Annotated in this window: 13 protein-coding genes; 9 read left to right on the top strand and 4 right to left on the bottom strand. The window is 62.3% G+C overall.

The genetic code is table 11. The features are described from left to right. Positions 1–167: 167 nt before the first annotated feature. Together BV071_RS16780 and BV071_RS16775 are read left to right on the top strand one after the other, a co-directional pair. The gene (locus BV071_RS16780; protein ID WP_035609529.1) at positions 168–1,097 is read left to right on the top strand and encodes a hypothetical protein; all 930 of its coding nucleotides are present in this window, start codon (positions 168–170) and stop codon (positions 1,095–1,097) included. Between the two features lie 322 nt (positions 1,098–1,419). Then, positions 1,420–2,373 (top strand): family 43 glycosylhydrolase, encoded by a 954-nt coding sequence (locus BV071_RS16775; RefSeq protein WP_052573464.1) that lies wholly within the window; start codon positions 1,420–1,422, stop codon positions 2,371–2,373. An 8-nt stretch (positions 2,374–2,381) separates the two neighbouring features. On the opposite strand, the gene BV071_RS16770 is transcribed toward BV071_RS16775, so the two are convergent. Beyond that, a complete protein-coding gene (locus BV071_RS16770) occupies positions 2,382–5,075 on the bottom strand; it encodes a glycoside hydrolase N-terminal domain-containing protein (RefSeq protein WP_052573463.1) in 2,694 nt (897 codons plus the stop codon). Positions 5,076–5,170: 95 nt separating this feature from the next. On the opposite strand from BV071_RS16770, the gene BV071_RS33140 reads away from it, so the two are divergent. Continuing rightward, complete coding sequence (locus tag BV071_RS33140) at positions 5,171–6,325, top strand: HupE/UreJ family protein (RefSeq protein WP_265594529.1); 1,155 nt, start codon at positions 5,171–5,173, stop codon at positions 6,323–6,325. Here the strand turns inward: BV071_RS33140 and BV071_RS16760 are convergent. After that, a complete protein-coding gene (locus tag BV071_RS16760; protein ID WP_075090936.1) occupies positions 6,302–7,519 on the bottom strand; it encodes an SHD1 domain-containing protein in 1,218 nt (405 codons plus the stop codon). The genes BV071_RS33140 and BV071_RS16760 overlap by 24 nt on opposite strands. Before the next feature lie 275 nt (positions 7,520–7,794). Between BV071_RS16760 and rlmN the strand changes: the two genes are divergently transcribed. The 3 genes from rlmN (at position 7,795) to BV071_RS33135 (ending at position 11,461) form a co-directional block, all read left to right on the top strand. Continuing rightward, complete coding sequence (gene rlmN, locus BV071_RS16755) at positions 7,795–8,877, top strand: 23S rRNA (adenine(2503)-C(2))-methyltransferase RlmN (protein ID WP_035609524.1); 1,083 nt, start codon at positions 7,795–7,797, stop codon at positions 8,875–8,877. 91 nt (positions 8,878–8,968) lie between these two features. Then, on the top strand, positions 8,969–9,481 hold the full coding sequence (locus BV071_RS16750) for a hypothetical protein (RefSeq protein WP_265594528.1): 513 nt from the start codon (positions 8,969–8,971) through the stop codon (positions 9,479–9,481). 51 nt (positions 9,482–9,532) lie between these two features. Beyond that, positions 9,533–11,461 (top strand): DUF455 family protein, encoded by a 1,929-nt coding sequence (locus BV071_RS33135; RefSeq protein ID WP_052573461.1) that lies wholly within the window; start codon positions 9,533–9,535, stop codon positions 11,459–11,461. 395 nt (positions 11,462–11,856) lie between these two features. Here BV071_RS33135 and BV071_RS16740 read toward each other — a convergent pair whose 3' ends face one another. Together BV071_RS16740 and BV071_RS16735 are read right to left on the bottom strand one after the other, a co-directional pair. Further along, the gene (locus tag BV071_RS16740; RefSeq protein ID WP_035609519.1) at positions 11,857–12,561 is read right to left on the bottom strand and encodes a pseudouridine synthase; all 705 of its coding nucleotides are present in this window, start codon (positions 12,559–12,561) and stop codon (positions 11,857–11,859) included. After that, complete coding sequence (locus tag BV071_RS16735) at positions 12,558–13,568, bottom strand: methyltransferase (protein ID WP_052573460.1); 1,011 nt, start codon at positions 13,566–13,568, stop codon at positions 12,558–12,560. Before BV071_RS16735 ends, BV071_RS16740 begins: the two co-directional genes overlap by 4 nt. A gap of 98 nt (positions 13,569–13,666) precedes the next feature. Here BV071_RS16735 and BV071_RS16730 point away from each other — a divergent pair, with 98 nt between their 5' ends. From BV071_RS16730 to BV071_RS16720, 3 genes are read left to right on the top strand one after another with little or no spacing between them, the layout of a single operon-like run. Further along, positions 13,667–14,050: a GntR family transcriptional regulator gene (locus tag BV071_RS16730; protein ID WP_052573459.1), complete on the top strand. Its 384-nt coding sequence runs from the start codon at positions 13,667–13,669 to the stop codon at positions 14,048–14,050. Beyond that, positions 14,047–14,955 carry an ABC transporter ATP-binding protein gene (locus BV071_RS16725; protein ID WP_035609516.1) on the top strand — a complete coding sequence of 303 codons (909 nt, stop codon included), beginning with the start codon at positions 14,047–14,049 and terminating at the stop codon, positions 14,953–14,955. Before BV071_RS16730 ends, BV071_RS16725 begins: the two co-directional genes overlap by 4 nt. Beyond that, the gene (locus BV071_RS16720) at positions 14,952–17,456 is read left to right on the top strand and encodes an ABC transporter permease (protein ID WP_035609514.1); all 2,505 of its coding nucleotides are present in this window, start codon (positions 14,952–14,954) and stop codon (positions 17,454–17,456) included. The genes BV071_RS16725 and BV071_RS16720 overlap by 4 nt, the downstream gene beginning before the upstream one ends.

Below are 17,456 nucleotides of genomic sequence, written 5' to 3'. Positions count from 1 at the left end.
CCGAGAGGAATTTCGAGCAGTTGCACTGACCCCATTGACCCATTGATTGAGATTGGTGCGTTAGAAAGAGGTTGATGGTTTCTTCGGTTGGGGCCGACAAATGGGGCGACCTTTAGTGAAGGCTGAATGGGATAAGGCAGAGGTGGCTTGAATCAATTGATCAATAAATGAAGTTTTGGCTTATTTTCATTTTGGGTTTTCCTTGTCTTGGCTTGGGGCAGCAGCCTTCCGGGCGGGAGGCTGCTGCGCTTCAGGAATGGCGAGAAGTGGCGGAATCTGCCACGCAAGGTCCCAAGGGTGACGCGATCGAAAGATTAGCAGTGGGACTAATAAAGACTTCGCGGGATGATGTCTACCCGTCTCCCGAAAGAAAAGAGGTCCATATCGTCCTTCAGAACGCTATGCTAGCGGTGGGCGGTTATGGCGATTACTTCAGCGCCAAAATCCGCGAAGCACGGCAAGCATTTGACAGTGCTGAAACCCCATCAAGGAGGAGTATCCAGAAAGCGAAGCTGATGGACACTCAGGCTGATGCGTTTGAGATTTTGGGGTTGGTGCCGGGGCCTGAATCCGTGAAAATCCTAGGTGAATACCTCTCCGATGAAACGGGTCGGGTCCCTCCATCGCCACCGGGCAGCAAAGACGACAGAATGGCCCGCCAACAAGATGCCAACTTCACTCCCAACTCTTTCTATGCGCTCATGGCGATCGCGGATCTTCCCTTGGTTGCGCCGCCCGTGGCGCGGCGGAAGGGTAATGCCACGATCTACGATTCAGACATCGACGCCTGGCGCCTGTGGTATGAGCAGGTGAAAAGCGGCAAGCGGACCTTTCGATTCGAAGGCGATCCGCGGGAATACAATCTGGATGGGCCGACGAAGACGGCGGTATCCCAAGTGCAAGGGCCGAGAGTGCCGGCCGGGCCGGGTATTTCTCCGGCGCCGAAGGAGGCTGCCGGTGTGGTGGTGGCTCAGGCGAGGGTAGATGATCCGTCTCAGGAACGGCGATGGCCTTTGTGGGCGGCTCTTGGGGTGCTTGCGGTGGGGGTGGCGGTGTATGTGAGGAGGAAGGGGAAAGGTCTGAGAAGGCTGGCGTGAATCAGAGGGGCGGAGGCGCTGTGGTGAAGCGGGGATCGCTGCGATCCCTTCGGGATCGAGTATTTGCTTCCGGCCGTTTCCGGTGGTGTCGGCTGCGCCTCAACCATCGGCTACTGCTGCTGTGATCCCTTCGGGATCGGGGAGGCGGGTGACGCGGGCGCGGTGGTGGTTGGTTGGGAGCTTTGGGTTGATTCGGAGTGCCACCAGCCTGACCGCTCGGAGAGCGCTCCAAGTCGTTTGGGGCCAGCCTCGGGGTGGTGGTGACGCGGTTTGTGGCGAGATCGCGCGAGACTTTGGGTGGGTCTGGCGGTATTGACTCTTGATGCGTCGCCGCCTGCTGGTCCCCCTGTTTTTGCTGTCGCTGCCGTCTTGGCTTGCGGCGAATCCGGTGATGGATGGGGCGGATCCGCATGCGGTGGTATTCGGGAAGGATTACTGGATCTATCCGACGGAGGCGCATACGCGGGACGCGATCTTCGCGGCTTACCGGTCGACGGATTTGCGGAATTGGAAGCGGGAGGGGACGGTCCTGGACCTGGACAAGGTGCCGTGGGTGAAGGAGGACAAGGCGCCGTGGCACGGGGCCTGGGCACCGGCGATCGCGGTGAAGAACCGGAAGGCTTACTTCTATTACTCGGTGGGGCCGCAGACGCCGACGCCGAGTCGGATCGGGGTGGCGGTGGGGAATTCACCGACGGGGCCTTTTGTCGATAGCGGCAAGCCGCTGCTGACCGGCGGGGATGGATTTGAGGCGATCGATCCGATGGTGTTTGTCGATCCGAAGGACAACAAGGCGTGGTTCTATGCGGGTGGCAGTGCGGGCTCGAAGCTGCGGGTATTCGAGATGGCGGAGGACATGGTGTCCTTCAAGCGGGAGGTGGAGATCACGCAGCCGGAGAAATTCACGGAAGGGGCCTTCATGCACGTGAAGGACAAGACCTACTATCTCTCCTATAGCCACGGGAAGTGGAACGACTCCACTTACTCGGTTCACTATTGCACGGCGCCTTCGCCGACGGGGCCGTGGACTTACCGCGGCTGCATCCTGGAGAGCGATGAGAAGCACCAGGGGCCGGGGCACCATTCCTTCGTGGAGAATCCGCGGACGAAGGAATGGTTCATCGTGTATCACCGCTGGGAGACGGCACGGAAGGACCCGCCGTACCGGGGCGGGAGGAAGCTGGCGATCGACAAGGTGGAGTACGATGCGAAGGGGCTGATCAAGACGGTGGTGATGACGGACGGCGATGGGGTGTCGTCGCCGATCGGGCGCTAGGGGTGCTTCTACTCGCCGGAAAGTGAGAAGCGGTAGACGAGTTCCTTTTCCGTCGGCAGACGGAAGACTCCTTCCTTCGCCGTGAGATCCACGGTTTTCCCATCGCCGCGCGTCACCTTGACCTTCGGCGGATTGCCGGGGAAGCGGAGGACCAGTTCCTTGCCGAGGAGTGACTTCACCGAGGCAGTCTCCAGCTTGCCGGCCTTCCATGCGGCATCCACCTCGAAGCCGCCGCGGGCGCGGAGGCCGGTGTAGGAGCCATCCGGCCAGCCGGGCGGCAGGGTGGGGAGGATGGCGACTTCGCCGGCGTGGGACTGCAGTAGAATCTCGCAGATGCCGGCGGTGATCCCGAGATTGCCATCGATCTGGAAGGGCGGATGGGTGGTGAAGAGGTTATCCAGCGTATTGTAGCTGAGCAGGCCGCGGATCATTTCCTGGGCCTTGTCGCCCTTGCCAAGGCGGGCCCAGAGGGCGCTGCGCCATGCCCAAGTCCAGGAACGGCGTGAGTCGCCCGAGGTGCCGCGTTTCTCCAGGGAGATGGCAGCGGCCTTGGCGAGATCCGGGGTGCTGCTGAGGTTGATCTGATTGCCGGGATAGACCGCGTAGAGGTGCGAGGTGTGGCGGTGGCCGCTCTGCTCGAGATCGGGGCGCTCGGTGGTCCACTCCATGATCTGGCCCCAGGAGCCGGTCTGCGGGCCTAACAGCTTGTCCTTGGCGGTGGCGACCTTCTTGGTGAAGGCGTCGTCGATCTTCAGCTCCTTGGCGGCGGCGAGGGTGAAGTTGAAGAGATCCCAGACGAGCTGTTGGTCGTGGGCGACGCCGTCCTCGCGCGGGCCGTGCTCCGGGGACCAGCCCTTCGGCACGACGAGCTTGCCGTCCTTTTCGATCAGGTGATCGAGCCAGAACTCGGAGACATCGCGGAAGATCGGGAAGGCTTCTTCCTTGAGGAACTTCATGTCGCCATTGAAGGCATAGGCTTCCCAGAAGTGGCGCGCCAGCCAGGCGGAGGAGGGGAGATTCCACTCCCAGCCATTGCCGCCGAAGGGATTCACCGAGGTGCGCATGGTCCAGCCAGGAGTCTTCGCGCCGAAGGCCTTTTGGGTCGCGGCACGGCTGCCGGGGATCGAGGCGATGACCCAGTCATGAAGGGGCGTAGCGCACTCGGCGAGGTTGGCAGGCTCGGCCTGCCAGTAGTTCATCTGGATATTGATGTTGGTGTGGTAGTCGGCGAACCAAGCGGGCTTGTTGCTGTCGTTCCAGAGGCCCTGGAGGTTGGCGGGCAAGGGGCCGCGCGAGGAGGAAGCCAGGAGATAGCGACCGTAGTGGAACATCAGCGCCTCGAGCGCGGGGTCTTGGGCGCCGGCTTTGTAGGCTTTGAGGCGTTCGCGGATGTCGCCGGGCTTCGGTTCACCGATGTTGAAGGAGACGCGGCCGATCAGCTTGCTGAAGTCGGCGGTGTGGCGGCTACGGAGGTCCTCGTACTTGGTGGAAGCTTGGGTGCCCTTGGCGACCAGCTGGGCGGGATCGAGTCCGCTGCGGAATTTCTTGGCGGGATCGAGGGAGTAGTCGGTGGCAGCGCCGAGCAGGATGGTGACACTCTTGGCATCCGTGCCCGCGGAGTCCCAGGCAATGCGGCCGTTGTTGTCCACCGGATACATCACGGATCCGCCGTCGCTGGCCTCGAGAATGACATTGGCGCGCGCCGCGAAGCGGAGGCCATTGGAGAGAGTCCCCTCAAAGCCGATCCATGGATGTTCGCCCGCGCTCTTGGCTCCGGTGATGGTTGCCTTTTGTGCAGGTGCGAGACGCACGCTGCCAGCGAGCTTGCCCGGCTGGTCGGCGCTGATGCGGATCGCGATGAGATCATCGGGTTTGCTGGCGAAGGCCTCGCGCTTGTAGGTGACTCCGCCTTCCTTCCAAGTGGTGGTGTGGATGCCAGTCGTGAGGTCGAGGCTGCGCGAGTAGGCTTCCGTGGTCGCGCCCGCGCCTGCGGGAGCATCGCCCAAGGCGATCTCCGCGACCTGAAAGTGGGGCACTTCCTTGTTCGGAGTGAAGACGAGGCGGTAGTGGGCGAAGGCGGTGGTGTTCTTGGAATCGAAGGGCAGCACCGCGCCGCGCTGGGCCACGGCGATCACGTCCTTCAGTTCTTGGAGGGTCTTCCAGGTGGCGCCGTCGGGAGAGCCTTCGAAGCGCCAGGTGCGCGGATCGCGTGCGGGCATGTCCGCCGCGGTGGTGAAAGAGTAGCGGGCAATGGCCTGGGGGTCACTGAGGTCCACTTGCCAGATGACATCGTTGCCGTGGTGCTCGATGCACCACTTGGTGCCGGCATTGCCATCCGCGGCGGCGGTGGGGCCTTCCTGATCGTAGTAGGGCTTTTGGCCGCTGGTGCAGGTGCCGGCGGGGATGGTGGTGCTTTTGCTGCCCTTGGTCTCGATCCAGAGGTCGCCGAAATTCTGGTAGCAGCCGAATTCATCAATGTCATAGCCACCGGAGAGGTTCTCGCCGCCGGTCCAGAGGGTGATGTCATTGAACTGGATTCGCTCCTTCGCGGGGTCGCCGAAGATCATCGCGCCGATGCGGCCGTTGCCGATTGGCTGGGCGTCGTTTTCCCATGTCTTGGCTGGGCTGTCGTAGCGGATCTCCAGGGGGGCGCCGACCGCGGCGCCGAGGGTGAGGAAGAGAAGGGGCAGCACGGTTCTCATGCCGGGAATGAATGTCGCCCGCCACGGGTCTTGGGAAGCAAGAAGCGGCTTAAAGCTCTGGAATGAGTTTCGAAAGTGGCTAAAGCATCGCTCCGTTGATCCGCTCTCACTCCAAACCGGGCCTTGTATTGGTCGTGCTGTGCCTGCTGGTAGCGTCCGTCACACGCTTGACCGGCCACACGGTATCGCAGCTTTATGGGGAACTCAGCGGTGGTGAGGGCGCGTGGAAGGTAGAGATCCTATTCGACGCCGGTTACGCCGATCCGGCCGCGAGAAGCGATCTCGCCGCTCCACAACCAACCCGCGACTGGCTGGCCAAGCTACCCGAATCCGAGCATCGCCGGCTCTGCAAAGAAGCGGAATCCTACCTGCGGAGAGCGCTCGCCTTCCGCACAGAGCGAGGGCCGGTCGAGTGGAAAGTTTCGTTTCCTGACTTCCAATCGGTGCCGCCGGATTTTCCCTCGCTACTCAATGATGGTGCCTACTTCCACGTGCTGATTGAGCCCGCGGCGCCTGAGAACGGCGCTGTAAGAGTGGCCATGGCGGGCGGCGATCATCCTACTCTGGTGGTGAAGTTGCCTGGCCAAGATGGCGGGGAGAGCCGCTATCTCAGTGTCGCTCCCGGCAGCGAGATGGAGTTGGTGAGCGGTGGACCGGCGGCGCCTGCGGAAGAGAGCCACCATCCTGTGGGGCTAGCTTTCACCCAAGGCCTCTTGCATGTGGTGCCGGATGGCCTCGACCACATCTTCTTTGTACTGGGAATCTTCCTCCTGCAGCGCCGCTGGCGCCCCTTGCTTACGCAGTCGCTTGCCTTTACCGCCGCGCATACGATCACCCTGGGCTTGGCCTCCGCTGGCTGGGTGACAGTACCGGCCAGCTTGGTCGAGCCGGCGATCGCGCTTAGCATCGCCGCGCTCGCGGTGGAAAATCTCTTTATCTCCGAGGCCCGGCCCTGGCGCTTGATTCTCGTCTTCTTTTTCGGGCTCGTCCACGGTCTCGGCTTTGCCGGCGCGCTATCCACTTGGATTCACCCGGGAGAAGGATTTCTGGTGTCCCTCCTCGCGGCGAATCTCGGGGTCGAGGCGGGCCAAGTGCTGGTCCTCTTGGCGGCTTGGCTGCTCACGATGGGTTGGCACCGCAGCAAGGCATGGCCGCATTTCCGGCGCTGGAGCTGCGTCGCGCTCGCCTTGGCCGGCCTCTTCTGGTTCGTGGAGCGGGTCGGCTGGCTAGCCGTCGTCGGTGGTGCTTGAGCTAGCGCCGGCGAATTCGATGTCCACCCGCTTCTTCTTCCAAGCTTTCGAGATATCGTCCTCGAGTTGCTTGTAGCTGCGGCCATCAAGCAGGATTGCCAAGGCATCCTGACCTGACTTGCCGGCGCGCAGCGCCATCAGGAACTGCTTGATCCGTGATCCGTCACCCTCGCCATCGAGATGCAGGAAGTAGGTGGTCAGGAGCAGGCCGAAGCCGTAGTTGAAGTTTCCCGACGGGCCTGCGAACTGGGCATAGGACATGGTGAGGAAATCCTTCAGTGCCGGTGCCTTGATCTTCTCGCCCAGGGCCCGGCCATGGGTGCTGTCCTTCCCGTAGGCGGTGGCGTAGGCCACGATGTCGTCGAAATTCGACTTCACCTTGAAGACCCCGGCGCGGTAGGGCGTCGCCGTCGCATACTCGGCGAGCCCCTCACTGAACCAACCCAGCGCGCCCGCCTTGAAATAAGACTCGGGCGTGAGCTGGTGGGTCAACTCGTGCACCAGGGTTCCGTTGGCCTTGTCGCGGTCCAGAATGTAGCCGCTGCCCATCTGTCGCACCCCGAGGCTGGTGAGCGGCACCATCACCACATTCTTGCCGCTGACAAAGACGCCCGCGCTTGAGGGCGGGCCGCCTGCCTTCACGTAATCGTCATGGGACTCGAAGAGCAGGATCTGGTACTTCCCGGCGGTTTTGCCGCCGCCCGAGATTGCCAGCGGCAGCGCCCGGCAATACAGGTAGGTGGACTCGAACATCACGGCGAAGCCCTTCACCACGGACTGGGCCAGCCGCACGTCGGAAGTGAAGCGGTAGTTCGTGCTTTCATACACGAAGTGCTTCTTCTCCTTGTCCTCTTCCACGGTCTGGATCTCCGGGTCCTCGTCGAAGTGGATCGCCTTTGGCCAGGGGGCTTCGAAATTGAGTTCGCTGTCCGGGGCCGAGGTCTTGTCGCCGGCTGTGGACTTCTTGGACTCGGACTTGATGAAGTCGACATCGGCTTGGGAAAGGCGGCTCAGCGGCAAGGTCACAACCTTATGGTTGGAGTCCAATTGGAGCGTGACCTCGCTGTCGCTGGATTTTACCAGCGAGGCATCAAGGGTTCTTCCTTGTGTGTCGGTCCAGGTCCGCGCCGTGCCCGGAACACTGAAAATAAAGACGGCGGCGAGAAGAACGGAGGGGTGAACTTTGGGTCTCATGCGGGAACAAAAGGCAGGCAGGCGGGTTTGGTGGGGCCGGGAGAAACGACATAACCGGCATAATTTGTATAAAAATTTGATGAAATTTATCTAAAATCGGCCGCCGACCCGGTGAGGCGGGAGAAAAAGAGCCTTTTTAAGGCTCTTCAGTGTTCATTCGGAACCAGCTGTGGAAAGCGGACGGGAAAAACGCGGATTTTCTGCGGCTGCGATCCGGGGTCGCCTGCGGCATTGGGATTGATACCACCCGGGCGCTTTGCTTGCCTCCCGCGACCATGACTCCGGTGCCGCCCCAATCCCTGCACGATCTCGCGCTCGGCGAGATCGCGGGCCATTTGTCGGCGGCAGGCATCAATCCGCACCACGCCAAGGCGCTGTGGCGGGCCCTGCAACGCGAAAACGAGCTCGATCTTGCCGCTCGTGATTTCTCGCCACCGCTGAAGCGCTGGGTGCAGGACCATGTGGGCGAGGGCAAGGCCTTCTTTCTAGATGCACCGGAGGTGGTGAGCGAGACGCACAGCAGTGACGGGATGACCCGCAAGTTCCTGCTCAAGCAGCGCGACGGTCAGACGACCGAGACGGTGCTGATGGGCTATGATGGCCGCCACACTGCCTGCGTGAGCACGCAGGCGGGTTGCGCGATGGGTTGCGTTTTCTGCGCGACGGGCCAGATGGGTTTTGTGCGGCACTTGCGGCCGGGCGAGATCGTGGCGCAGGTCTTGCATGCGCGGCGTGTGCTGGAGGCGACCATGCCGGGGCGGCGCTTGCGGAACCTTGTGCTGATGGGCATGGGCGAGCCGCTGCACAACTTCGACTCGGTGATCCGCGCACTGGAGATCATTTCGAATGTTCGCGGGATCGGCATCGGGCCGTCGCGGATTTCGATTAGTACGGTGGGTGTCGTACCTGGAATTTTGCGCCTGGCGAATGAAGGGCATCCCTACCGCCTGGCGGTGAGCCTGCATGGATCAACGGAGGAGGAGCGCTCGGCGCTGGTGCCTGCGAGCAAGAAGTGGTCGCTGGCGGAATTGATCGCAGCGTGCCGCGAGTATGGCGCGATCACGGGCAAGCGGATCTTCTTCGAGTGGACGCTGATCGCGGGGAAGAATGATTCGCCGGATACCGCACGCCGTTTGGCGGCCTTGCTTGAGGGCATCGATGGGCATGTGAATCTCATTCCGCTGAATCCGACCAATGGCTTCGCTGGCACCGCCGCCGCGGAGTCATCCGGCTTCGAGTTCCAACGCATCCTGCTGGATGCCGGCTTCCCCTGCACCTTCCGCCAGCGCCGCGGGATTGATGTGGCGGCGGGTTGCGGGCAGTTGAAGGCGGAGAAGCTGAAAGTGAAGGCTGTGTGAATTCGCCGGTGGACTCCCGGAAACCACTTGAATTCGACTGCCGTTCCCTTAGCCGGGAGCAATGAAAAGGGCTTGGATCACGGCTGTGCTGATGTTGATGGGCTTCACCTTGTTCGCCGCTGAGCCTGAAGCTAAAGTTCAAAGCCATGCCGAGCTGACAGAATCCGCAGTGGGCTCGGTGAAGCGTCTCACAAAAAAGGAGGGAGAGTTCCAGGGTATGGTCGATGCGCAGAACGCAGCCGCCCCGAAGATTAAGCGCGGTGTCGCGCCTGATGCGGCATTCGAGCACCGGCGAGAGAGGATTTCGGCGCTCCAAAAAGCGCTGCAAAGGAACTTGCTGGAGATCGCCGCGCGTTTGAAGGCAGGTGCCTCCATTGCGGACTTCCAGGCTTTGCTGGATCTGGCAGGGCAGGGGGCAGAGCTGGATACCGGCGTCAGTATTTCCACTGATCCCGAGAGCGGTGCGCGAACCGTGGATATCTTCTGGGGAGTGGGTGAATATGAAGGCGGGGTCACACTCTTCCGCCGCTACTTCCGCCTGAAGCTCGATCCCGCCGGCAAGCTGATCGAATCCAGGCCGGCGCCGGTAATGCAGACGCATTGACGGCTTGGGCTTCCATCCCTCGCTCTGCCCGGCATTCTCTCCCGCGTGCAGATGCGGGAAGCAGCGGAACGACTTCTTTTTGCGGAAACGCTGGAGGAGAAGCTGCTGCTTGCGCCGGCGCAGCTTGCGGATGATGCGCCGGGGGCTGCGATCCTCACGCCGGAGAAGCCGGGGCGACCGCAGGAGCTGCGGATCAATGCGAAGGGTGTGCGAGTGGACTTCCCGGGGATTCACCGGCTCGATGATGACCGGGAGCGCGGCGTGATGCTGCATTTCCTGGCGAATCACGAGCTGCTCGCGGCGGAGCTGATGGCGCTGGTGCTGCTGAAGTTTCCCGATGCGCCTGCGGAATATCGCGCCGGGGTCTATGCCGCGATGCGCGAGGAGCAGATGCACACGCTGATGTATGTGCGGCGGATGCGGGAGTGCGGGATCCAGTTCGGCGAGCTGCCGGTGAATGATTACTTCTGGCGCCTCATCGCGCCGATGGAGACGCCGGTGGATTTCGTCACGCGGCTGAACCTGACCTTTGAGCAGGCGAATCTTGATTTCTCGAAGCATTATGCCGGGCTCTTCCGGCAAGTCGGGGACACCGCGACCGCGGCGGTCCTGGAGAAGATCTATCAGGACGAGATCGGCCATGTCGGGCATGGCTTGAAGTGGTTCCGTCACTGGAAAGAGCGGGGAAGCAGTGACTGGCAAGCCTACAGCAAGGCGCTGGTGTTTCCGCTCACGCCGAACCGTGCGAAGGGCTTGGCGCCCTTCAACGTGGAGGGTCGACGGCTCGCGGGATTGGATGAGGACTTTATCCGCCATCTTGAGGTCAGCGAGCAATCGCGGGGGCGGACGCCGGTGGTGCATTGGTTCAATCCATCGGCGGAGTCGTATGCGATGTCCGATCGCCATCAGCCGGACAAGACGGCGGTGGCCTTGGCGGAGGATCTGGAGATGCTGATTGCGACTTGGTGCCGGAAGGATGACGTGGCGCTGTTGCGCAAACGGCCCGGTCACGAGCATCTGATGAATTTGAAGCGGGCTGGCTTTGAGCTTCCGGAGATTGCGACGGTGGACGAGCTGCGGGGCCGCAAGCTCGGTGGGCTCAGGCCATGGGCGTGGTCGCCGGATGCCGGTCGCTATCTCAAGCCACTGGCTGCCGAGGTTTCGGCGGGTGTGGCGTGGCAGTGGCGTGAGGCACCGCGCGATTGGTTTTCGAAGGAGATCGGGATCCGCTTGGAGGAACGGCTTGGTCTCATGGAGCGCGGATGTGTTTGCCGTTCGGTGGAGGAGGCGCAGTCGGCCATCGATGCCCTGCTTCTCAGTGGTCAGGCACTGGCCAAGGCACCCTTTGCTCATGCGGGGCGCGGGCATAGGCGCATCAATCGTGAGAGTCCGATCGAGGCGACGCGCAATTGGCTGGCGAATACGATCGCGGCGCATGGCTGTGTGATCATTGAGCCTTGGCTGGAGCGGGTGATCGATTTTTCCGCGCTTTATGAGATGGATGCGGGTGGGTGTGCGGAGTTGATCGGATTAACGCTGATGGACAATGATGCGGCCGGTCGCTTCCTGGGTACGCGTGTTTCGCCGAAGTGGGCGAGTATGCTCGATCCTGAAGTTGCGGCCTTCTTGCACCGCGATGCCCAGGTCATGGCCTGGTATCAGGAGAAGATCCCCGCGGTCTTTGCGGAGCTGCTCCCCGGTTATGTTGGGCCGCTGGGGGTTGATGCGATGGTTTACCGCAGGGCGGATGGCCCGCTGGCGCTGAAGCATGTGGTCGAGCTCAACGTTCGCATGACGATGGGGCGTGTTGCGCTGGAGCTTCTGCAGAAGTCGGCTCCGAATCGCCAGGGGCGTTTTCGGATTCTGCGCAAGGGGCGGGAGGAGATTCCTGAGGGCGGGGGTTCGCTACAGGGTGGCGTGATTCTGATTAATGATCCCGCGCAGGCCCGCGAGTTTGTTGCTGTTTGGGAGGTGTTGTAGAAATCGTCTGGCATGCAGACTAGGAACTGCGGTGTAGCAGTTCGAGGGGGTGGCAAGATGAAAGCAAGCGAGTGAGGATCGATTCGGACCCGTGAGTTGAGCATGCCTCTCCCTGCATTCGAGAGCTGCGAATTATCGCAGCAGTCCGAGGGCGGCTGTGCCGCTTTCATGGCGGTGTCCGTGTGTCAGCTTTTCATCATGGCGGTCTTTTGGGACGGACTCACTCTGCCGAACGGCGCAGCCGCTCCGCTACGAGCGGAGGGCCGCTGAGGTGGGCTTGGGGGAAATCTCCGGTGAGGTGGAAATTCTCCGGTGCTTCACGGCAACAGGGTTGCCTGCCGAAAGCGGCAACAAGGTTGCGCGCAGTCCAAGGCGGCTGCGCCGCGTCGATTGGATCACTTGCCTTTCGCTAGGGCGATCTCTTCGGGCGAGAGGATCTTCCATTCGCCTTCGTCGAGATCGTCGGGGAGGAGCAGTTCGCCGATACTGATCCGTTTCAATGCGACCACGTGATTACCCGCTGCGGCGAACATCCGGCGCACCTGGTGGTAGCGGCCCTCCTCCAGTGTGATGAAGGCTTCCTTCTCCGAGATGGCTTCCATCTTGGCGGGTAGCAATGGCTTGTCCTCGCCGCGCAGCACCAGTTCGCCGCTGGCGAAGAGTCCCTGCTCGTGGCCTTCCAAGACCCGGTCGAGGGTCACGCGGTAGGTCTTCGGGACGTGGTGCTTCGGGCTGATCAGGCGGTGCAGCAATTGGCCGTCATCGGTCATCAGCAGCAAGCCGGTGGTGTCCTTGTCGAGGCGGCCGACCGGACTCAGCATGGGATTGCGGAGATCATAGCGGTTGGGCAGGAGATCGTAGATGATATTGCCCGGATCGTCACTGCTGCAGGTATAGCCTTCCGGCTTGTGTAGCATCAGCGTGAGAGGGCCCTCGGGGTCCAAGGGCTCACCTTGGAAGCGGATCTCCGCGTGCGGAAGGAAGTCCTTCTCGCCGAGGACACGGCCATTCACATCCGTCACGTGGCCCTTCCGCAGGTGCCGGCTGACCTCGCTGCGCGAGCCGTAGCCCAGATTTGCCAATAGCTTCACCAGTTTCATCGCAGCATTCTCCTCTCCGCAAAAATCACCTTATAGACTGAATCTTCCGCCACCTTGCGCCAGACTAGGCCCAAGCGTTCCAGCTCCGGTTCGTAGGGGAGTTGGCGGTTGGCGACCATGAACAAACGTCCGCCGGTCCGCAGTGAATCCGCCGCGGTGCGGAGGAAGGCGCGGCCCAGGGAGATGTCCGTTGATTGCCCGCTGTGGAAGGGCGGATTCATGACGATGTTCTCGTACTTGTTAGGCAGGCCGGCGCTGACGTCGTGCCAGTGATATTCGATCGGCACCGCGGTTTCGGGAAGATTCTTGCGCGCACAGGCCAGCGCCCGCGCGTCTGCCTCGTAGAGATGCAGCGCCTTCAGCTTCAGGTTCTTCTCTAACACGGCCCGCGAGAGGAAGCCCCAGCCTGCGCCGAGGTCTGCCACGCTGCCGCGGAAATTCGCTGGCAGATGCTCCGCCAACAGGGCTGAGCCCGGATCGATATGATCCGCGCTGAAGATCCCCGCTTCCACGATGAATTCCGTACTTGGGATCTGCCGGGGCTCGCCGAACTGCCGCCACTCCGCGAGTGTGGCCGCATTCCAAGCGGCGGTCTTCACCGCGCGGAAGCAGCGGCACTTATGCTTCTGCACCGAATCGACCTTGCCGGCGACCTCCTGCAAATCCTTCTCAAAGCGTGCGGCACCTGCGGTATTGGCGATGGCCACCACCAGCGAACCGCCGTCCCTCAGCAAATCGTAGCCGCGCGCGAAGGCCGCCAGGGTTTCCTCGCGGGACTTGCCGGGCAACAGCATCACCAAGGGCCAGCTTTCTCCGGTTTGCTCCATTCGCCCGAAGCCCGCCTTCTCCCAAGCGTCGGCGAGTGGCTTGGAGGGTTGCCAGCCGGTGACCTCGGGCCACTCCTTGAGATCAGGGTGGGGTTCCGCGCCGAGAAACAAGGCCTGCTTCGGCACCGTGAATTCTCCCCGGGAGAAAGGCAGCAGCAGGGTTTCCAAGGCGGGGCTCACGCGGCGGAAGATGGGGGGCGGCGAGCCTCTTTGCGAAGCAGGAAAAGAAATCCCTTGCGGTGTTACATAGATACTGTAACACATAAAACACCTAGCCGATGCTCCCTTTCTCCTTCCAACTTCGCGATGGCGAACCGGTCTCCGACCAGATCGTCCGCGCCGCCCACCGCGCCCTGGCGAGCGGTGAGCTGCGGGAAGGTGACCTTTTCCCCTCGGTCCGGGCGCTGGCGCAGGAACTCAAGATTTCCCCTACCACGGCCTTCAAGGTGATCCAGCAACTCAAGGACCTCGGCTTCCTGGTCAGCCGTCCCGGGATCGGGATGGTGGTCCAAGCACCCCTGCTGCCCTCCTTGGAGCAGCGCTTCGAGATGCTCGAGCCTACTGCCCGACGCTTCCTCGCGGAGGCCCGCGCCCTCCACCTCAGCGCCAGCGAGCTCCACGAGCTGCTCACCCGCCTGCAAAATCCCGATTCTCCACCATGATCACCATCCGCGGTCTCAAAAAGCGCTTCCGGGGCAATGAAGCCCTGCACGGCATCGACCTCGATATCCCGCAGGGCAAGGTTACCGCCTTCCTCGGGCCCAACGGCGCGGGCAAGACGACCACCATCAAGTGCGCGATGAACCTGATCGAGCGCGATGAGGGTAGCGTGCAAGTGCTCGGCACGGATGCCCGCAAGCTCGGTCCGCCGCAGTGGCAGCGGATTGGCTACGTCTCGGAGAACCAGAAGATGCCCGGCTGGATGACCGTGCCGCAGCTGCTGGACTACCTGCGGCCGATGTATGGCGGGCACTGGGACCGTGATTTCGAGCGCAAGCTGCTCGCGGACTTCGAGCTGCCGATGAAGACCAAGCTGCGCTCGCTCTCGCGCGGCCAATTCATGAAGGCCGCCTTGGTCTCCAGCTTGGCCTACCGGCCGCAACTGGTGGTGCTGGACGAGCCTTTTTCCGGCCTGGATCCGCTGGTGCGGGAGGAATTCCTGTCAGGTCTGTTAGAGCTTACCGAAACCGAGGGATGGACGGTCTGGGTCTCCTCCCACGATGTGGAGGAGGTCGAACGCTTCGCCGATCGGGTCGCGATCGTCGACAGCGGCCGTGTCGACCTAGCGGAGGATGTTGAATCGATCCAAGCCCGTTTCCGTGGCGTTGAGCTGGTGCTCGACAATGAGGCCAAGGAACCGCGGGGGCTGCCCGCCACCTGGCTGAATTTCCAGACCAGCGGCCGTAATGCCCGCTTCACGGATTCCAACTACGAGGAATCCAGTAATGAGAAGATCCGGGCCTTCTTCCCGGATCTGGTCCGCCACGAGGTCCGGCCTCTCAACCTCCGTGAAGTCTTCGTCGCGCTGGCGAAGAACTACCGCAGCCAACGCAGCCAGGGATCATGAGTGCTTGGCTTGCCATCTTCCGAGCCGAGTTTCGGCGTGCCCTGCCCTTGCTGCCCTGGGTCGCGTTGGCGCAGGTCCTGATGTTCTGCGTCCGCAGTGGCGTCGGTCCTGTTATTTCAGACCGCTTGGCGTTTTGGATCGAATGGGGAACGTGGCTTCTGGCGGCGCTCATCCTGGTGCCTTCCGTGTGGTCGGATTCTCCCTCCCGCGAAGCGAGATTCATCGCGACGCGCCCCATCAGGTCCTTGAGCTTCCACTCCGCGAAGCTCGCTGGTTTGCTAGTGCTCATAGCGTTCCCCTTCGTGGCCGTGGAATTCGCCAGCTTGGTAGCGGCCGGGATGTCGGCGAGGGTGGTCGTCTTGGGCACCCTGCAGATCGCGCTCTTCGGGCTGGTGGTGGTCGTGGCCTCATTTCCGATTCTTTGGCTGTGGCGCGGCAGGATTGCGGCGGTCGTCGGCGTTTTGGCGATACCGGTGACGATGCTGTGGTTTTTGCCATACCTCTTGCGGCATCAGAGCCGCCTGAGCGATCTATCGTGGGGCAGGTCGGTGCCCTTGCTCTACGCCCCGGTGATGATGCTGGCACTGGCGGCGATAGCGATTCTGTTAGGTTGCCTTTTGCTCTATCGCGGTCGCTTTCGCCGGACGGTGGTGACCCTGCTCTATCTGCCCTTGTGCTGCGCGGGTGCCGCCTTCGCGGTCTGGTGCGCTACGCGCCCGCTGGCCTTGGTGAATCCGCAGCCTGCTGTCTTGGTGTCAGTGGACCTGAATACAAGTGGGGGTGATCCCAAGCCGTGGGATCAGCTTTCCGTGCTGCCGCCAGCTCCTGCCGTGGACCGGCAACTTGAGGTTGAGCGGAGCTTCAGCAGGCTGGTCGTCAATCAACGCGATCTTTCGCCGTGGGATCTGCCGATGCTTGGCTCGCAGGGTTCGGTCAGCCTGAATTCCTTGCCGCTCCAGCAGGCCCTGCGAGCGCACTACGGCAGCCGGATCCAGCTCCCTGCCAATCAATTCGCGGGGAACCCCGGTGCATCCACCAGTCAGTCTTTTGACCGTGATGCCTCCGGCGCTCTCAGCTTCGATCTTGCTGTTCGCGAAACGGTGATCCGCTGGGATGTGATCGGTGATCTTCCGCTCGTGGCCGGGGCCAGCTTGCGGCAAGGCGATCTGCGCTGGAGTCTGAAAGGACGGCAAGGGCCGGGTGGAAGTGGCGATATCCGCAGTGAGCTCACGCTCTGCCACCAGTATCCCGCGCTCTGGCTGGATTCGCCGAAGGCTCCGATCCTGCCAACTTTTCAGTTCTTTTGCATTCTCCCGAGCGGACGGGTCATGGCGATCCAGAATTACTGGCCGATCACTGAATCCGGGAGCCGCTCGACGCTTCGCGAGCGCCGATTGACTCTCCATCGGCCATCGATTCACGAGACCGTGATGAGGGCCGATGGGGCTGGCGCGGAATATGAGCCGCCGGAGATTCCCGCGATGGCCATGGACTGGCCGGAGGGCAGCCGCCTGGTGATTCTCCAGCCGGTTCCGCTCTCGCAGACCGACTACACTTGGAAGAGCCCGGCTCCGGTTCCGGCACCCGTGCCACCGCTATCGAAACGAAAGCCCGACCCTCGCGCCGGCACGGTGATGGAGTGGCTGAAGACCCATCCGGCACCGGCGCAGCCATCCAGCGCTGAGGAAGTTTCGGCATGGCTCGCCGAGTTTCTGCCCCGGATCGGCGAGGTGAGCAGTCAAAGTCCGGACTACCGGACGCTGTTCAACAGCGTGGGAGGCTTGGTGGCGGCTCATCCGGATCAAGTTCACGACGCGCCGCGGCGGAATGCATATGTCTTCGATCCTGCGGACGAGATCCTGGACTCCGCGCTTGAGAGCTTCTTGTCCCGTGATGCAGTCCAGCGCTTTCCGAAGCTCGGGGAGGATCCGAAGGTTCTGCGCATCTATGTGGAGAAGGGCTGGGGTGGCGATATCATTGCTCATGCCGCAAAACGGATCCGGCTGGGGATGAGCCTGGACTTGGCGGAGCTCTTGTTCGCCAATCCCTCGGCTGTGGATTTCTCGGAAGCCGAGTGGCTGGCGCTGTTCCGCTTGAAGCCATCACCGGAAGGATACCGGGCGCTGCGCGGCAACCTCATTCCGGGGCCAATGCTCGATGAGGAGACGGACCGGATCATCGACCGCAACTTCTCGCTTTCCGACGAGACCTATTACACCGAGCTCAACTCGCTTCTGGAGCTTGCCCTGCTCCGCGGGCGGGAGGAAGGGCCGCGCTGGCTCCAGGAATGGGCGCGCGATTGGAAGAAGCGCCCGGTCTTCGTGCTGAGGGGAAAGGAAACGCCGGAGAGCATCTTCACGGACAGCGTGCGGAAGTACCTCCGCCAGAACTTCGAGCTGCCGCCCGCCGCCGCAAGCGGTGCGCCGTACGATTGGTTCCTCGCCCAGGATCCCGCGGCCTTCCGCTTCAATCCGGAGACCCGCAAGTATCAAATCCCCTAA

This window comes from Haloferula sp. BvORR071, from assembly GCF_000739615.1.
GTDB lineage: Bacteria > Verrucomicrobiota > Verrucomicrobiia > Verrucomicrobiales > Akkermansiaceae > Haloferula.
This window is presented reverse-complemented; position numbering and strand designations above follow the sequence as displayed.

What these genes read in the sequence shown, in the direction of transcription:
- BV071_RS16780 (WP_035609529.1), top strand. Translation starts at nt 168, where the DNA reads ATGAAGTTTTGGCTTATTTTCATTTTGGGTTTTCCTTGTCTTGGCTTG.
- BV071_RS16775 (WP_052573464.1), top strand. Translation starts at nt 1,420, where the DNA reads ATGCGTCGCCGCCTGCTGGTCCCCCTGTTTTTGCTGTCGCTGCCGTCT.
- BV071_RS16770 (WP_052573463.1), bottom strand. Translation starts at nt 5,075, where the DNA reads ATGAGAACCGTGCTGCCCCTTCTCTTCCTCACCCTCGGCGCCGCGGTC.
- BV071_RS16760 (WP_075090936.1), bottom strand. Translation starts at nt 7,519, where the DNA reads ATGAGACCCAAAGTTCACCCCTCCGTTCTTCTCGCCGCCGTCTTTATT.
- rlmN (WP_035609524.1), top strand. Translation starts at nt 7,795, where the DNA reads ATGACTCCGGTGCCGCCCCAATCCCTGCACGATCTCGCGCTCGGCGAG.
- BV071_RS16750 (WP_265594528.1), top strand. Translation starts at nt 8,969, where the DNA reads ATGTTGATGGGCTTCACCTTGTTCGCCGCTGAGCCTGAAGCTAAAGTT.
- BV071_RS33135 (WP_052573461.1), top strand. Translation starts at nt 9,533, where the DNA reads ATGCGGGAAGCAGCGGAACGACTTCTTTTTGCGGAAACGCTGGAGGAG.
- BV071_RS16740 (WP_035609519.1), bottom strand. Translation starts at nt 12,561, where the DNA reads ATGAAACTGGTGAAGCTATTGGCAAATCTGGGCTACGGCTCGCGCAGC.
- BV071_RS16730 (WP_052573459.1), top strand. Translation starts at nt 13,667, where the DNA reads ATGCTCCCTTTCTCCTTCCAACTTCGCGATGGCGAACCGGTCTCCGAC.
- BV071_RS16725 (WP_035609516.1), top strand. Translation starts at nt 14,047, where the DNA reads ATGATCACCATCCGCGGTCTCAAAAAGCGCTTCCGGGGCAATGAAGCC.
- BV071_RS16720 (WP_035609514.1), top strand. Translation starts at nt 14,952, where the DNA reads ATGAGTGCTTGGCTTGCCATCTTCCGAGCCGAGTTTCGGCGTGCCCTG.